14 protein-coding genes are annotated in these 14,466 nt (G+C 31.2%); 4 read left to right on the top strand and 10 right to left on the bottom strand.

Annotated features, from left to right (window positions below; genetic code table 11):
- Window positions 1–186: 186 nt before the first annotated feature.
- On the bottom strand, window positions 187–1,143 hold the full coding sequence (locus ACTG3V_RS00940; RefSeq protein ID WP_439130246.1) for an electron transfer flavoprotein subunit alpha/FixB family protein: 957 nt from the start codon (window positions 1,141–1,143) through the stop codon (window positions 187–189).
- Between the two features lie 110 nt (window positions 1,144–1,253).
- Window positions 1,254–2,000, bottom strand: a complete 747-nt coding sequence (locus tag ACTG3V_RS00935; RefSeq protein ID WP_439130245.1) for an electron transfer flavoprotein subunit beta/FixA family protein — start codon at window positions 1,998–2,000, stop codon at window positions 1,254–1,256.
- Between the two features lie 220 nt (window positions 2,001–2,220).
- Between ACTG3V_RS00935 and ACTG3V_RS00930 the strand changes: the two genes are divergently transcribed.
- The 4 genes from ACTG3V_RS00930 to ACTG3V_RS00915 all read left to right on the top strand — a co-directional run bounded on the left by ACTG3V_RS00930 (window position 2,221) and on the right by ACTG3V_RS00915 (window position 8,182).
- Window positions 2,221–3,198 carry a pyruvate dehydrogenase complex E1 component subunit beta gene (locus ACTG3V_RS00930; protein WP_439130244.1) on the top strand — a complete coding sequence of 326 codons (978 nt, stop codon included), beginning with the start codon at window positions 2,221–2,223 and terminating at the stop codon, window positions 3,196–3,198.
- Between the two features lie 174 nt (window positions 3,199–3,372).
- Window positions 3,373–3,900 carry an inorganic diphosphatase gene (locus ACTG3V_RS00925; RefSeq protein WP_439130243.1) on the top strand — a complete coding sequence of 176 codons (528 nt, stop codon included), beginning with the start codon at window positions 3,373–3,375 and terminating at the stop codon, window positions 3,898–3,900.
- Between the two features lie 289 nt (window positions 3,901–4,189).
- Entirely contained in the window at window positions 4,190–6,577 is a 2,388-nt protein-coding gene (locus ACTG3V_RS00920) for a sodium-translocating pyrophosphatase (protein ID WP_439130242.1), read from the top strand.
- A 561-nt stretch (window positions 6,578–7,138) separates the two neighbouring features.
- Window positions 7,139–8,182, top strand: coding sequence for a helix-turn-helix transcriptional regulator (locus ACTG3V_RS00915; protein WP_439130241.1), 1,044 nt, complete (start codon window positions 7,139–7,141; stop codon window positions 8,180–8,182).
- Window positions 8,183–8,236: 54 nt separating this feature from the next.
- Here ACTG3V_RS00915 and ACTG3V_RS00910 read toward each other — a convergent pair whose 3' ends face one another.
- The 8 genes from ACTG3V_RS00910 to pckA all read right to left on the bottom strand — a co-directional run.
- Window positions 8,237–8,437 (bottom strand): DUF6327 family protein, encoded by a 201-nt coding sequence (locus ACTG3V_RS00910; protein ID WP_439130240.1) that lies wholly within the window; start codon window positions 8,435–8,437, stop codon window positions 8,237–8,239.
- Between the two features lie 5 nt (window positions 8,438–8,442).
- Window positions 8,443–8,799, bottom strand: coding sequence for a hypothetical protein (locus ACTG3V_RS00905; RefSeq protein ID WP_439130239.1), 357 nt, complete (start codon window positions 8,797–8,799; stop codon window positions 8,443–8,445).
- Between the two features lie 3 nt (window positions 8,800–8,802).
- Window positions 8,803–9,138 (bottom strand): YtxH domain-containing protein, encoded by a 336-nt coding sequence (locus ACTG3V_RS00900; RefSeq protein ID WP_439130238.1) that lies wholly within the window; start codon window positions 9,136–9,138, stop codon window positions 8,803–8,805.
- A 136-nt stretch (window positions 9,139–9,274) separates the two neighbouring features.
- On the bottom strand, window positions 9,275–10,126 hold the full coding sequence (locus tag ACTG3V_RS00895; RefSeq protein ID WP_439130237.1) for a biotin-dependent carboxyltransferase family protein: 852 nt from the start codon (window positions 10,124–10,126) through the stop codon (window positions 9,275–9,277).
- Complete coding sequence (gene pxpB, locus ACTG3V_RS00890; RefSeq protein WP_439130236.1) at window positions 10,119–10,850, bottom strand: 5-oxoprolinase subunit PxpB; 732 nt, start codon at window positions 10,848–10,850, stop codon at window positions 10,119–10,121. Before pxpB ends, ACTG3V_RS00895 begins: the two co-directional genes overlap by 8 nt.
- A complete protein-coding gene (gene pxpA, locus ACTG3V_RS00885) occupies window positions 10,828–11,574 on the bottom strand; it encodes a 5-oxoprolinase subunit PxpA (protein ID WP_439130235.1) in 747 nt (248 codons plus the stop codon). Before pxpA ends, pxpB begins: the two co-directional genes overlap by 23 nt.
- Before the next feature lies 1 nt (window position 11,575).
- Complete coding sequence (locus tag ACTG3V_RS00880) at window positions 11,576–12,802, bottom strand: Nramp family divalent metal transporter (RefSeq protein ID WP_439130234.1); 1,227 nt, start codon at window positions 12,800–12,802, stop codon at window positions 11,576–11,578.
- Window positions 12,803–12,896: 94 nt separating this feature from the next.
- Window positions 12,897–14,466: phosphoenolpyruvate carboxykinase (ATP) (gene pckA, locus ACTG3V_RS00875; protein ID WP_439130233.1), on the bottom strand; the 1,570-nt coding region annotated here is incomplete at its 5' end.

The raw sequence follows: 14,466 nt of genomic DNA, 5'->3' as shown, positions 1-14,466 counted from the left end.
CATTCTACAAAATCAAAAAAAAGTAGTTATTCATAAATCATAATAAAAAATACTTTTTCGAGGGCACAATTTAATAAAAATAATAGACTGCACCTTTTTATTTTGCTAGTTTTTACCAAAAGAAAAAACCTATTAGTTTACTGTTCTAATAGGTTTTCATTTAAAAACTGTGTTTGAATATTTGAATTAAGCTTGCTTAAAAGCTTTGAGCTTCTCTATTAATTGTGGCACTACCTCAAAAGCATCACCCACAATTCCATAATCTGCAGCTTTAAAGAAAGGTGCTTCTGGATCTGTATTGATTACTACTTTTACTTTTGATGCATTGATTCCTGCTAAATGTTGGATAGCTCCTGAGATTCCTATAGCAATATATAAATTTGAAGCCACTGGCTTACCAGTTTGCCCTACATGTTCTCCATGAGGTCTCCAGCCTAAATCTGATACAGGTTTAGAACAAGCTGTTGCAGCACCTAGAACATCTGCTAACTCTTCTACCATTCCCCAATTCTCTGGGCCTTTTAAACCTCTACCTGCAGAAACTACTATTTCTGCGTCTGCAATAGTAACTTTGCCTGATACACGCTCTAATTTCTCTGATTTTACATCAGATTCAATTACTTTGGCGTCGAAATTTTCAGTGGTTCCAGCAACAGGATTCTCAAAAACTCCATAAGAATTTTTAGCAACCCCAATAATCTTATGCTTAGTAGTAATTACAGTATTGCTAAATCCTTTATTTGAAAATGCTTTTCTTTTTACAGTAAAAGGACTCGTAGCACTTGGTAGAGCTACAACATTTGATGCATAACCTGCATCTAACAAAACAGCTAATATTGGAGCTAGATGTAAAGTATCAATACTAGAATCTAAAATAATTATTTCTGAACCTAGATTATCAGCAACTTGAGAGATTACAGAAGCGTATTTTTTCGCACTAAAAGTTTTTAAGGATTCATTAGCAACTGTAATTACCTTTTCTGCTCCATAGGTATATAATTCTTCGCTATTATCTGCATTTATCGTTAAAGCAACAACATTACTTTCTAATTGTTCAGCAACCTTTTTTCCATAAGAAACTACTTCAAAAGCATTTTTCTTAAATTTACCATCGGTTGCATTTGCAAATACTAAAACTGACATAAAATTTTATTTTTAAATTTTTTCCTGAACTTCATTCAGTAACTTATTTTTTATTTCGATAATCTTTTTAGACATTCTGAAACCAATTTCAGAATAATCAATTTGTAAGACTATATCACTTTCGCCTCATTATGAAGCAAATTAATTAATTCATCGATATTATCAGCATCAATTAATTTTACAGTACCTTTTGGTGCAGGTTTTTCAAATGATTCTATTGAAGTTGAAGGTGAAGCATCAATTGGTTCAACAACATTTAGAGGCTTTTTACGAGCCATCATTATACCACGCATATTTGGTATACGTAAATCTTTTTCTTCAACAATACCTTTTTGTCCACCAATTACTAAAGGTAGTTTTGTGCTTAATGTTTCATTTCCGCCATCAATTTCTCTGATTGCAGTTACTGAATCTCCTTCTACCTCAAGACCTACACAACCATTAACAAAATTATAATCTACTAAAGTTGCTAACATTCCAGGAACCATTCCTCCATTGTAATCAATGGACTCTCTGCCAGCCAAAACCAAATCATAACCCCCATTTTTAACAACTTCTGCCAACTGTTTAGCTACAGCCAAACCATCAGTAGCTTCAACATTTACTCGAACTGCATCATCGGCTCCAATTGCCAAAGCTTTACGTAAAGTAGGTTCTGTTAACGAACTCCCAACACTTACTACAGTAACTTTAGCCCCTTGTTTTTCCTTAAACCACATTGCTCTTGTTAAGCTAAATTCATCATAAGGGTTTATCACAAACTGCACACCATTTGTGTCAAATTTTGTATCGTTTTCAGTAAAATTAATTTTAGAAGTGGTATCAGGAACGTGACTAATACATACTAATATTTTCATAAAATTCTGTTTTATACTAATTTCTAATAGATGACAAAACTACGGCTTTTTTTTAAAAAATACTATGCATGCATAATAAATTTTAAATAATTTAACATTTTTCGAAATCGATTGAGTATTAAATCAAAATAATTTGAATAGTTTCTAAATATCATTTAAGGAAATGTCAATTAATTGCTTATTTTTGCTTGTCTAAACAAACAACTACAATTAATTCTATATGAAAACAGTTCAATTCAGAGAAGCTATCTGCGAAGCAATGAGCGAAGAAATGCGAAGAGATGAAAGCATTTACTTAATGGGTGAAGAAGTTGCTGAGTACAATGGTGCTTATAAAGCAAGTAAAGGAATGTTAGACGAGTTTGGTGAAAAACGTGTAATTGACACCCCAATAGCTGAACTTGGTTTTGCTGGGGTTGCCATCGGTTCTGCCATGAATGGAAACAGACCAATTGTAGAGTACATGACTTTTAATTTCTCTTTGGTTGGGATTGATCAAATTATAAATAATGCTGCGAAAATTAGACAAATGTCTGGTGGGCAGTTCAATTGTCCGATTGTTTTTAGAGGGCCAACTGCTTCTGCTGGTCAATTAGGAGCAACCCACTCACAAGCATTTGAAAATTGGTTTGCAAACACACCTGGTTTAAAAGTAATTGTACCATCTAACCCTTATGATGCAAAAGGTTTATTAAAAGCTGCGATTAGAGATGATGATCCAGTAATTTTTATGGAATCTGAGCAAATGTATGGGGATAAAATGGAGATTCCTGAAGGAGAATATATTATACCTATTGGTGTTGCCGATATTAAAAGAGAAGGTACTGATGTTACTATTGTTTCTTTTGGAAAAATAATTAAGGAAGCATATAAAGCTGCTGATGAATTGGCAAAAGAAAACATTTCTGTAGAAATTATTGATTTAAGAACAGTTAGACCAATGGATCATGATGCAATTTTAACCTCTGTTAAAAAAACCAATAGAATTGTAGTTTTAGAAGAGGCTTGGCCTTTTGCAAGTGTAGCTTCAGAAATAACCTATAGAATTCAAGATGAAGCTTTTGATTATCTTGATGCACCAATAAAAAGAATTACTACTGCTGATACTCCAGCTCCATATTCTCCAGTTTTATTAGAAAAATGGATACCAAATTCAAATGATGTCATTAAAGCAGTAAAAGAGGTAATGTATTTATAAATACTTAGATATATTAATTTAAAAAAAATCCTTCTTATAATGTTTTGAGAAGGATTTTTTTTGTGCTCTTTTCTTTTTTTCCGAAAACAATTGCGTAAATTAAACTTTATTTACTTTATAAAACCTTACACTTTCGCTACATTTGTTTCGAAATTTTAACAAATTGATATAATTATGAGCGAAAGCAAACCCTTAACCTTTGATGTTTTAATAGAGATTCCTAAAGGAAGTAGAAATAAATATGAGTACGATTTTGCATTACACAAAATTCGTTTTGATAGAATGTTATTTTCATCAATGATGTATCCTGGAGATTACGGTTTTATCCCAGAAACTTTAGCTTTAGATTCAGATCCTTTAGACGTTCTAGTTTTAGGTCATCAACCAACACACCCAATGGTTGTTATGGAGGTAAGACCCATAGGTGTTTTTTATATGACTGATGAAAAAGGTCCAGATGAAAAGGTAATTTGCGTACCAGTTTCTGACCCTATTTGGAGTAATAAATCAGACATTTCAGACTTGAATCCTCATAGATTAAAAGAAATTGAACACTTTTTTCAAGTGTATAAAGATTTAGAAAAGAAAAAAGTTGATACTGGTGGTTGGGGAAATGCAGAAGCTGCTGTAAAAATCTATCACGAATGTGTAGAACGTTATGATCAAAGTGAACATAAGAAAAAAAGAACTTTTACTATTTAAGCTACCAGTTTACTTAAACTTTACAAAACACTCTATTTTTTAGGGTGTTTTTTTATTTTAACACGTAACACTAATCTATAAAGTAATAGATTATAACTATAACAAACTAAACTTTAAATATTAAAATTCAATTTTAAATTCTAATAAAAGTGATATTTATCATAGTATTGAAAATATAATAATATAAGAGGGTTTTAAATACTATATCTTTAATTAACGTGTGCTTTTTTTATCAATTTAATTTTATTACTTTTAGCCTCGTTTTAAAAATTCAATAAATTAAACAAATATGGAAATAATAGTAAACTATTTATGGGGCTTTGGTATTCTAGCTTTAGCATTTGTATTCATTAAAAGCGCTTGGGTTTCTAAGCAAGACGAAGGTGAAGATAGAATGAAAAGAATAGCCAAAAATATTGCGGAAGGAGCAATGTCTTTTTTAAAAGCTGAATACAAAGTTTTGGCAATTTTTGTGATAGCAGTAGCTATCTTATTATATTTTAAAGGATCCGCAGAAGAAGGTTCTAGCGGTGTTGTTGCAGTATCTTTTATAATTGGTGCAATCTGTTCTGCATTAGCAGGGTTTGTAGGTATGAAAGTGGCAACAAAAGCAAATGTTAGAACTACACAAGCAGCAAGAACTTCTTTAGGAAAAGCTTTGGAGGTAGCTTTTGCAGGTGGAGCTGTAATGGGCTTAGGAGTTGTTGGTTTAGGTGTTTTAGGATTAAGTGGATTATTTATGATCTATCAAAACATTTGGTCTGGTGCAGAAAACTTAACACTTGTTTTAAATGTACTTTCTGGTTTTTCTTTAGGTGCATCTTCAATTGCACTATTTGCAAGAGTTGGTGGTGGTATTTATACAAAAGCAGCAGATGTTGGTGCAGATTTAGTAGGTAAAGTAGAAGCTGGTATTCCAGAAGATCATCCTTTAAACCCTGCAACCATTGCAGATAATGTGGGTGATAATGTAGGTGATGTTGCTGGTATGGGTGCAGATTTATTTGAATCTTATGTAGGTTCAATTATTGGTACTATGGTTCTTGGTGCTTTTATTATTACTCCAGATTTCAATGGTATGGGGGCAGTTTATTTACCTTTAGTTTTAGCTGCAACAGGAATTTTAATGTCTATTTTAGGAACCTTTTTTGTAAGAGTTAAAGATGGTGGAAATCCACAAACGGCCTTAAACATTGGTGAGTTTGGATCTGCTGGTTTAATGGTTGTTGCTTCTTACTTTATTATTAATGTTTTAATCCCTGAGGCTGTAGAAGGTTTACCTTTTGGATCTTGGGGTGTATTTATGGCAACTATTGCTGGTTTAGTAGCTGGTTTGGCTGTTGGTAAAGTAACTGAATATTATACGGCTACAGGTAAAAAACCAGTACTTTCTATTGTAGAACAATCTAAAACAGGTGCTGCTACAAATATAATTGCTGGTTTAGGTGTAGGTATGATGTCTACAGCTATACCTATCATTTTAATTGCAGCTGCAATTATTGTATCTCACCATTTTGCTGGTTTATATGGTATTGCAATTGCTGCTGTAGGTATGCTTGCAAATACAGGTATTCAATTGGCTGTAGATGCTTATGGACCTATTTGTGATAATGCTGGTGGAATTGCAGAAATGGCAGAATTACCAAGCGAAGTTAGAGAGCGTACAGATAAGTTAGATGCTGTTGGTAATACTACTGCTGCTGTTGGTAAAGGTTTTGCAATTGCTTCTGCTGCACTAACTGCTTTGGCTCTATTTGCTGCTTTTATGAAAACTGCAAATGTTAGTGCAATTGACGTTTCTCAACCTAGAATTATGGCTGGTTTGCTAATTGGTGGTATGTTACCATTTGTATTTTCTGCATTATCTATGAATGCAGTTGGCAGAGCTGCAATGGCAATGATTGAAGAGGTTCGTCGTCAATTTAGAGATATTCCTAAATTAAAAGCAGCTTTAGAAGTAATGAGAGCTGTAGATTCTGATATGACAAAAGCAACCAAGGAACAAAGAGCAATTTTTGATGCTGCTGATGGTGTTGCTGAATATGATAAATGTGTAGATATTTCTACAAAAGCATCTATTAAAGAAATGGTTTTACCTGGTTTATTAGCTATTGCTGTTCCTGTTGCTATTGGTTTTATTGGTGGTGCAGAAATGTTAGGTGGTACATTAGCAGGTGTAACAACTTGTGGAGTTTTAATGGCAATCTTTCAATCGAATGCAGGTGGTGCTTGGGATAATGCTAAGAAAACTATCGAAGAACAAGGTAAAAAAGGTACAGATGCTCACAAAGCTGCTGTAGTTGGTGATACTGTTGGAGATCCTTTTAAAGATACTTCTGGTCCTTCTTTAAACATTCTTTTAAAATTAATGTCTGTTGTGGCTTTGGTTATTGCACCAAGTATAGCAATGAGTACAGCAAGTGTTTCTGACTACAACAATAAAAAAGAAGTAAAAGTAGAAATTAATAAAACTTCTGGAGATTTAGCAATGGCAACCATTACTACAACCAAAACTGTAAATGGTAAAGTAACTGAAGACATTCAAAAATTTGAAGGCACCCCAGAAGAAATTGAACAAAAAGCAAAAGAAGCTGGAGAGATAGTTAGTGTAAATGTTACTAAAAATAAAAACGAAGTAACAAAACAAGTTGAAGTTATTGTTAAAAAGAAAGAATAACATCAAACTAAAAAATAGTTAAAACAAGTAATGTGTTTTAAAGCAAAAAGCACCTAAATTATGAATTAAGTCATAATTTAAGTGCTTTTTTTATTGCTCAGCTATTATTTTGATGGCTGATAACTATATGTAAATAACTTTGTCCTTTTTTCTTACTGCTCTACTTCTAATTAGCAACATAACAAGTAGCACTAAAAACACATAGAATAAATTTATACGATTAATGCTGTAGCTTCTGCAACACCTCTAAAATCTAAAACTCTTAAAATAAAAGCGTTTCCTACAAAGGTGATTGAGAAACCAAGTGTAATGCATATATTTTAATTTAGCATTTAATTCTTTTATTGGTGCTAAATACTTGGCAACCAAAAAGTGTTTTCCTACTTTTTGTGCACTTTAGAGACACTTTAACAAAAAGACTTTAGCTTATGCATGGTATTTTGATGTTAACTGACACCAAATAAAATGTGTTTTCTTTTTATAATTTAGAAAAAATTTTAGATTACATTTACTGAAATTAATTGATGCTATTTATTAGCAAATATTTATATAGCTATTATTATGAAGCATATTGAAATTAGTGCTGATAGCCCAAAAGATTTTTTAGAACAATTTCAAGATGCTATTGGTGGAGAAATTACGGAACGATGGGGAGAGTCTATTTTAAAAATAAACAATCAAGATGCTATTGGTAGCATAAGATATATTCCTTTTGATTGGGGTGTTCATTTGATGGACTTTAAGATAAAATTCCATAAACAAATTACATTACATTCAAAATCTTACGATGATTTTAATCCAATTCGTTTCATTTATCCTTCAGTTGGTCATTTAAAACATAAATTTGGCAAAGACAACACAAGTAAAGAAGTGAGTCAATTCCAATCTTTAATCTTTACCAATAAAGACGGTGCTTTTAATGATATTATTTTTCCAAAAGATGTACAACTAGAAATTAATGTTATTCAAATTGTTAGAAAACACTTTTTAAAGAAAAAAACCACTAATGTTTCTACTTTAAATAAAAAATTATATGAAGTTTTTATTGATACCGATCACGACAATCGCTTTGTAAATTACGGTACATTAAATCTAAAAATGGCAGATTTAATAAAACGTTTGCATAAGGTTAGAGGAAAAGGAATGTTGCGTATTTTAAAGATAGAATCTTTAGTGTATGAAATTTTATCTGTTCATATTCAACAACATAACAGTTTATTAGATGGCAATGAGGTCCCTGAAGCTATTAGTAATACTGAACTAAAAATTGTGAGAAAAATTGGGTTTGCAATTTTAAAAAATCCTGCAAAGGCATATTCTTTAACACAACTTTCTTTTCAATCTGGTCTAACACAAGCAAAACTACAGGAAGGTTTTAAGTTTTTATATAAAAGAACGGTTACAGAATACATAAGACATGTTCGATTAGAATCTGCTAGAGATATGTTAAAAAATACCGATTTAAATATCTCACAAATCGTGTATAGTATTGGTTTTAGTAGCAGAAGTTACTTCTCTAAAATTTTTAAAGAAAAATATAAAATTACTCCGAATCAATTTAAGAAAAAACTAAAGGTAGTAACATCAAAAAGCCTTGATATTTAAAAAATACCAAGGCTCAAATCAACCAACCATTATCAACTATAAAATGTTGTTAGGTTACTTAAATATTCTTTTTACAATTAACAAAATACCATATTTACTTATGGCTGTAAAAACTGTTTTCATCCAGTTTACTGGTTTTAAGCAATCTTCAAAATTGTGTTTTACAATTTTTAATTCTTCTTCTGCAATCTTTTTTTCAAGTGATAGTTTTTTTAAATCATTTTCAATTTCTGCAAAAGATGTGTAGGCTTTCATAATGGTTAAAGTTTAGTTTCAAAGAATTGTGGTGACATTTTGCTGATAATATTTTTGTCAATAACTTTTCTTAATAAATAAATAAAAAAGCCTATAATCATCAATAAAATTCCCACTAACAAATACCCTAAAGGTGTGTTGTTTAAATAGTCTCCTAAGGCAATTGCGCCTGCAATAGACATAAATATTATACCTACACTAAGTAAACTACCTATTAAAAAAAGTTTGGTTAAGCTACTTATAGAATAGGTTAAAATCTGAAATACCTTAAGTTTACTATATTTATAAGAAACATCTACATACTTCTTACCAATATCAAATCCATCTTCAGAGGTATCTTTTAAAGATTTTAATATATCCATATATTAGGCTGTCTTTTGTAATTTTTTATTCTTTTCTTTTAAATCTTTCAATTTCTTTTCTAATGTAGTAATTACATCTTCTGTTTTATGGCTAACATTAGAGACTACAGATTCTAATTGCGAGTCTAAAGTTTCTTTCTTATCAGAGTATGTAGATGCTACTTTTTCTTTAACATCTGCAGCAGTTTCAATTATCTTGTCTTTTGCATTTACAGCTTCATCAGCAATTTTCTTTCTAGTTCTAATACCTTTATCTGGTGCAAACAATATTCCTAAAGTTGCTCCTATGGCTGTTCCTGCTAATAATCCTACTATTGTATTGGTGTTGTTATTACTCATCTGTAATGGTTTTAATGGTTAAACTTGTGTTTTGCAATTCTATGTTTTTATCTTTACATATCAATACATATCAATTACATTACAAAAGTAAAGGAAGAACATAGTTGTACTTAACTCAATTAAAATGAATGTTAACTCAAATGCCAATAATAGAAAACTGTAAAAAATTATGCATCGTTTTTTGAGCCAACTTATTTATAGATGCTTCTGTAAGTTGTAAAATTCTTGGATAACCACCTGTAACTTGACAATCTCTCATCAATACAATTAACTTTCCTGAGGGTGTTAATTGCACAGTGCCAGGTAAAACAGCAGCTGTTAAAATTTGAGGTAAATTATTAGCGATTTCCTCATGTAACTTGTAACCCATTCTACTATGCTCTTTTGAAATTGAAAATTTATGCGATGCAATTCTTTTTTGTTGCTGTTCATTTAACATATCAAATTCAGGACCTTGAAAACAAGTTATTAGTTGAGATTTAAAATGAGATTTATTTATTTTGATGGATGATTGGGTTGTATTTATATCTTTATCATAAGGTTTGTAAAAGATTTCATCATTTTTTCTAAGGATAAAATCTTTAGTAATATCAGGATAAAAACTTCTACTTTTTAGTTTTATTTCTGATTGAAAACCACCTTTGACAGCCAAATAACAACGAACTCCATAATTTACTTTTCCAAACGTTAAAATATCACCTTTATGTACAAGAACTTTTTTATTAAGTTGAATGGGATTATTATTGATTTTAGGAGAAAAATCTCCACCAGTTATGGTTATTAGTGTAGGTTCTAAAAACTCAAATTTACAAGCACCAAATGTTATTTCTAAAACAGCAGCTTCAAAAGAATTGTTTAAAACAGCATTTGCCAAATCTGCAGCATACGCATCCATTGCTCCAGAAACTGGTACACCTTGAGCAGCAAAACCAACTCTGCCTTTATCTTGTATAGTAAGGTAAAAACCAGCTTTTAAAACTTTAAGCATTTTGCGTCAATTTTTTAATTTGATACTGTTTTGCATTAATTTCTTTTTCAATTCGATAAAACTCAGGCAAAGAAATCGGATTAAATTTAATGCAATCTCCAGCTTTTGCAAAACAGGGATGTTTTTTTTCAACATTAAAAAAGTTTACAGGTGTTTTACCAATAATATTCCAACCACCAGCAGAATTGTTTGGATACACTCCTGTTTGCATCCCTCCTATTCCTACAGAACCTTTAGCAACATGTAATCTGGGGTTTGCTTTTCGATCTACAAAAAGTTGCTCAGGTAAACCACCCAAATACAAGAACCCTGGCAAAAATCCGATAAAATAGATTTTGTACACAACTTCTGAATGTAGTTTGATGATTTCATCAACAGTACTATTTTTTTGTTGCGCTATTTCCTTTAGGTCGATACCAAATTCTAAATCATAGCAAACGGGTATTTGCCAAAGGTGAAATTTCTGCTCAATTTTATTGGAGGTTGATGAATAAATGGATTGAAGAAGCTGTATTTCTTTTTTAAAATTGATAATATGATGACTAAAAACGATGGTTAATGAATGATAACCTTGAATTACATCAACAAAATCAATTCTTTTTTCTGCTATAATTTTTTCTTTAAACAGTATAATATCATTTAAAATGGTATCATCAATTTTTGATTCCCATTCAATTAGTATGGCTTTTTCACCAAAACGTTTATATGTTAGTTGTTTCCCCAATTGTATAACCTAATTTTATTAAATTTTGATGTAAATATTTCACCATTTCAAGTGCATTTTGAGTATCACTATGTACACAAAACGTAGCTGCTTTTATATTTTTTATATCACCAGATATTGTTTTTACATTTTGATATTTTATCATTGATAAAACATGCTGTAAAACTTCATTTTCATCAACCAAAAGAGCGTTTTTATGTTGTCTTGAAACTAAAGTCAGCTCGTTTGTATAATTACGATCTGCAAATGCTTCATATTTAATATTGACCCCATATTTTAAAGCAACCTCCTCTATTTTAGACTGATATGGCACATACAAAAAAACATCTTTTAAATATTTTTCTGTGATTTTGATAAACAAAGTTGCAAATTCTTCATTTTTAGCAATTGCATTGTACAAAGCGCCATGAGGTTTTATGTGATGTATTTTTTCATTAAAAAAAGAAAGTCTTTCTAAAAATAAATCCATTTGATTTTCAATGCTTTTTTGTAAGGCATCATTAGAAATTTTCATCCATTTTCTGCCAAAATTTTCTGTATCAGGAAAAGAAGGATGGGCACCAATTTTTACACCATTATCAATTGCTAACTGCATGGTTTTATCAATCGTAGTTGCATCACCAAAATGACCACCACAAGCAATATTGCAAGACGAAATATATGGCATCATTAAATGTTCATTTTCAACACCTTCACCAACATCACAATTCATATCTATCCTCATATTATACCAAATTAAAAACTTTTAAAATTCCTTTTAATCCTAAAAATAATGCAATCGCAAAAATTACAATCCCGATACTATTTTGAATTTTTGTATTTACAAAAGCTCCCAAAACCTTCTTTTTATTCATTATCCACAATAAAATTCCAGCTATAACTGGCAGAAGCATTCCATTAGCCACTTGTGCAAATTTTATAATTTCAATTGGTTTTATGCCTACTGACGAAAATAAAACCCCTAAAAAAAGAATGACAATCCACACAAAACGAAACGATTTTGATTGCATATTACCTTTAAATCCTAAACAACCTTTGGCTACATAAGCCGCTGCTAAAGGTGCTGTTATAGCAGAAGTAACACCTGCCGAAAATAAACCAAGAGCCAAAAAGTATTTGGCAAATTCTCCATACAAAGGTGCTAAACCTTCAGCTAAATCTGAAGCGTTTACAATATTTTTTGAAGGTATTGACGCTGAAGAAACAATAATTGCTATGGAGACCAATCCACCTAAAATAATAGAAATCATCGTATCTTTTTTAGCAAATTTTAGGTCTTCTTTTTTATTCCATCTTTCTTTTACCAAAGATGCGTGTAAAAACAAATTGTAAGGAACCACTGTTGTACCAATTAAACCAATAATAGTCCATAAACTCTGCTCAGGAAAATTTGGAATAAACATTCCTTTAAAAATTTCTAATAGATTTGGTTTAGTAATTATTGCAGTAAGTACAAATGAAAAGCTCATTAATAAAACAAGGGTAACCAGTACTTTTTCTAAGAATTTATAGTTTCCAATATATAAGAGCATAAAAGCAAGTATACCAATAATTAAACTCATAAAATTGATGGAAAAATCACCAATAGGATATTTGAATTCACCAAATACAGTTTCTAATCCTAAAATTCCACCACTTATATTTCCTGCTTCATAAGCTGCATTTCCAACAACAATTGCAGCTAAAATTAATATAGTAATAAAATGCTTTAAAAAAGGGATTTTAATCTCTTCTCTAATAACTTCTGATAATCCTTTTTGAGAAATAATACCCAATCGTGCAGCCATTTCTTGTAAAACAATCGTTGCAATGATAGATAGTACCATGGCCCACAATAAATTAAAACCAAAATTTACACCAGCCAAAGTACAGAGTGTAACTGTACCTGGACCAATAAAAGCTGCAGCCACCAAAGTACCTGGGCCAATATTTTTAAAGTATTTTTTAAGCATAATTTTGTAAATATCAATAAATATACTTGTTTAAAATAAAAAACACCCCATAAAAGAGGTGTTTGTATTGAAACAATTAATGACTAAAAAATTACTAATATGCATAACGTTGAGGGCCTCCCCTACGAATTTCTTCGTTTGCAAATTCCTCAAATTGTTTAAAATTATGTCTAAATGCATTCGATAATTTAAAGGCAGTTTCATAATACGCATCATCATTATTCCAAGTTGCTCTTGGACTTAATAATTCTGTTGGTACTCCAGGACATTCCCTTGGTTGTGCCACTCCAAAAACGGAATGAATATGGTATTTTTCATAGGTATAATCGCTCAATTCTCCATTTAAAACAGCAGTAATCATTGCTCTTGTGTATTTTAAAGGCATTCTTCTACCCACACCATATTTACCACCAGACCAACCTGTATTAATTAGCCAAACATTTACACCAGCATCTTTCATTTTTTTACTCAGCATTTCTGCATATTTTGTTGGATGTAAAGGCATAAAAGGTGCACCAAAACAAGCTGAAAAACTTGGTACAGGTTCTGTAACACCAGCTTCTGTACCAGCAACTTTGGCTGTATAACCAGATATAAAATGATAAGCTGCCTGAGCTGGAGTTAACTTGGAGATTGGAGGTAAAACACCAAAAGCATCTGCAGTTAAAAAGAAAATATTTTTAGGATTTTTACCAATTGAAGGTTGTTGAATATTATCTATATGATAAATAGGATAACTTACTCTTGTATTTTGGGTGATAGAAGTATCTGCAAAATCTACAACACCATTATCATCCATAACAACATTTTCTAAGATGGCACCCTTTTTAATGGCTGCAAAAATTTCGGGTTCTTGTTCTTTTGATAAGTTAATTACTTTGGCATAACAGCCTCCTTCAAAATTAAAAACGGTATTCTCTGAAGTCCAACCATGTTCATCATCACCAATAAGACTTCTTTTTGGATCTGTAGAAAGTGTAGTTTTACCTGTACCCGACAATCCGAAGAAAATAGCAGTATCACCTGCTTTACCTACATTTGCAGAGCAGTGCATAGGCAATGTATCTTTATAAACTGGTAGTATAAAATTTAAAGCAGAAAAGATTCCTTTTTTAATTTCTCCTGTATATCCTGTACCTCCAATTAAAGCAATTTTTTTGCTAAAATTTAAAATAGCAAAATTATGTTGGCGAGTTCCATCAACAGCTGCATCAGCCATAAAACCTGGAGCATTAATTACGGTCCACTCAGGAGAAAAATTCTTTAATTCTTTTGCTGATGGGCGCAAAAACATATTGTATGCAAACATATTGCTCCAAGGATATTCATTTACAACACGAATATTTAATTTGTAATTTTCGTCTGCACATGCATAACTGTCTCTCACAAAAATTTCTTTATCAGATAAGTAATCAACAACTTTTGTGTAGAGTTTATCAAACTTATCTTCCTCAAAAGGCAAGTTTATTTTACTCCACCAAACCTTGTCTTTTGTAATTTCATCTTTTACAATAAAACGATCCATAGGAGATCGCCCTGTAAACTCTCCTGTATTTACAGCAATTGCTCCTAAAGAGGAAGTTACGCCTTGTTTTTTTTGTTCTATTTCTTCATGTAATTCATCAGAGGTGAGTTGATAACGAATTGTAGCATTCTTGATTCCT

Origin of the sequence: Polaribacter sp. (genome assembly GCF_965660385.1) — a bacterium.
Taxonomy (GTDB): Bacteria; Bacteroidota; Bacteroidia; order Flavobacteriales; family Flavobacteriaceae; genus Polaribacter.
The sequence above is the reverse complement of the archived record's forward strand: the minus strand, read 5'-3'. Positions and strand labels throughout refer to the sequence as shown.

Excerpts from the sequence above, each read along its gene's own strand:
- ACTG3V_RS00940 (WP_439130246.1), bottom strand. The coding sequence starts at position 1,143 with ATGTCAGTTTTAGTATTTGCAAATGCAACCGATGGTAAATTTAAGAAA.
- ACTG3V_RS00935 (WP_439130245.1), bottom strand. The coding sequence starts at position 2,000 with ATGAAAATATTAGTATGTATTAGTCACGTTCCTGATACCACTTCTAAA.
- ACTG3V_RS00930 (WP_439130244.1), top strand. The coding sequence starts at position 2,221 with ATGAAAACAGTTCAATTCAGAGAAGCTATCTGCGAAGCAATGAGCGAA.
- ACTG3V_RS00925 (WP_439130243.1), top strand. The coding sequence starts at position 3,373 with ATGAGCGAAAGCAAACCCTTAACCTTTGATGTTTTAATAGAGATTCCT.
- ACTG3V_RS00920 (WP_439130242.1), top strand. The coding sequence starts at position 4,190 with ATGGAAATAATAGTAAACTATTTATGGGGCTTTGGTATTCTAGCTTTA.
- ACTG3V_RS00915 (WP_439130241.1), top strand. The coding sequence starts at position 7,139 with ATGAAGCATATTGAAATTAGTGCTGATAGCCCAAAAGATTTTTTAGAA.
- ACTG3V_RS00910 (WP_439130240.1), bottom strand. The coding sequence starts at position 8,437 with ATGAAAGCCTACACATCTTTTGCAGAAATTGAAAATGATTTAAAAAAA.
- ACTG3V_RS00905 (WP_439130239.1), bottom strand. The coding sequence starts at position 8,799 with ATGGATATATTAAAATCTTTAAAAGATACCTCTGAAGATGGATTTGAT.
- ACTG3V_RS00900 (WP_439130238.1), bottom strand. The coding sequence starts at position 9,138 with ATGAGTAATAACAACACCAATACAATAGTAGGATTATTAGCAGGAACA.
- ACTG3V_RS00895 (WP_439130237.1), bottom strand. The coding sequence starts at position 10,126 with ATGCTTAAAGTTTTAAAAGCTGGTTTTTACCTTACTATACAAGATAAA.
- pxpA (WP_439130235.1), bottom strand. The coding sequence starts at position 11,574 with ATGAGGATAGATATGAATTGTGATGTTGGTGAAGGTGTTGAAAATGAA.
- ACTG3V_RS00880 (WP_439130234.1), bottom strand. The coding sequence starts at position 12,802 with ATGCTTAAAAAATACTTTAAAAATATTGGCCCAGGTACTTTGGTGGCT.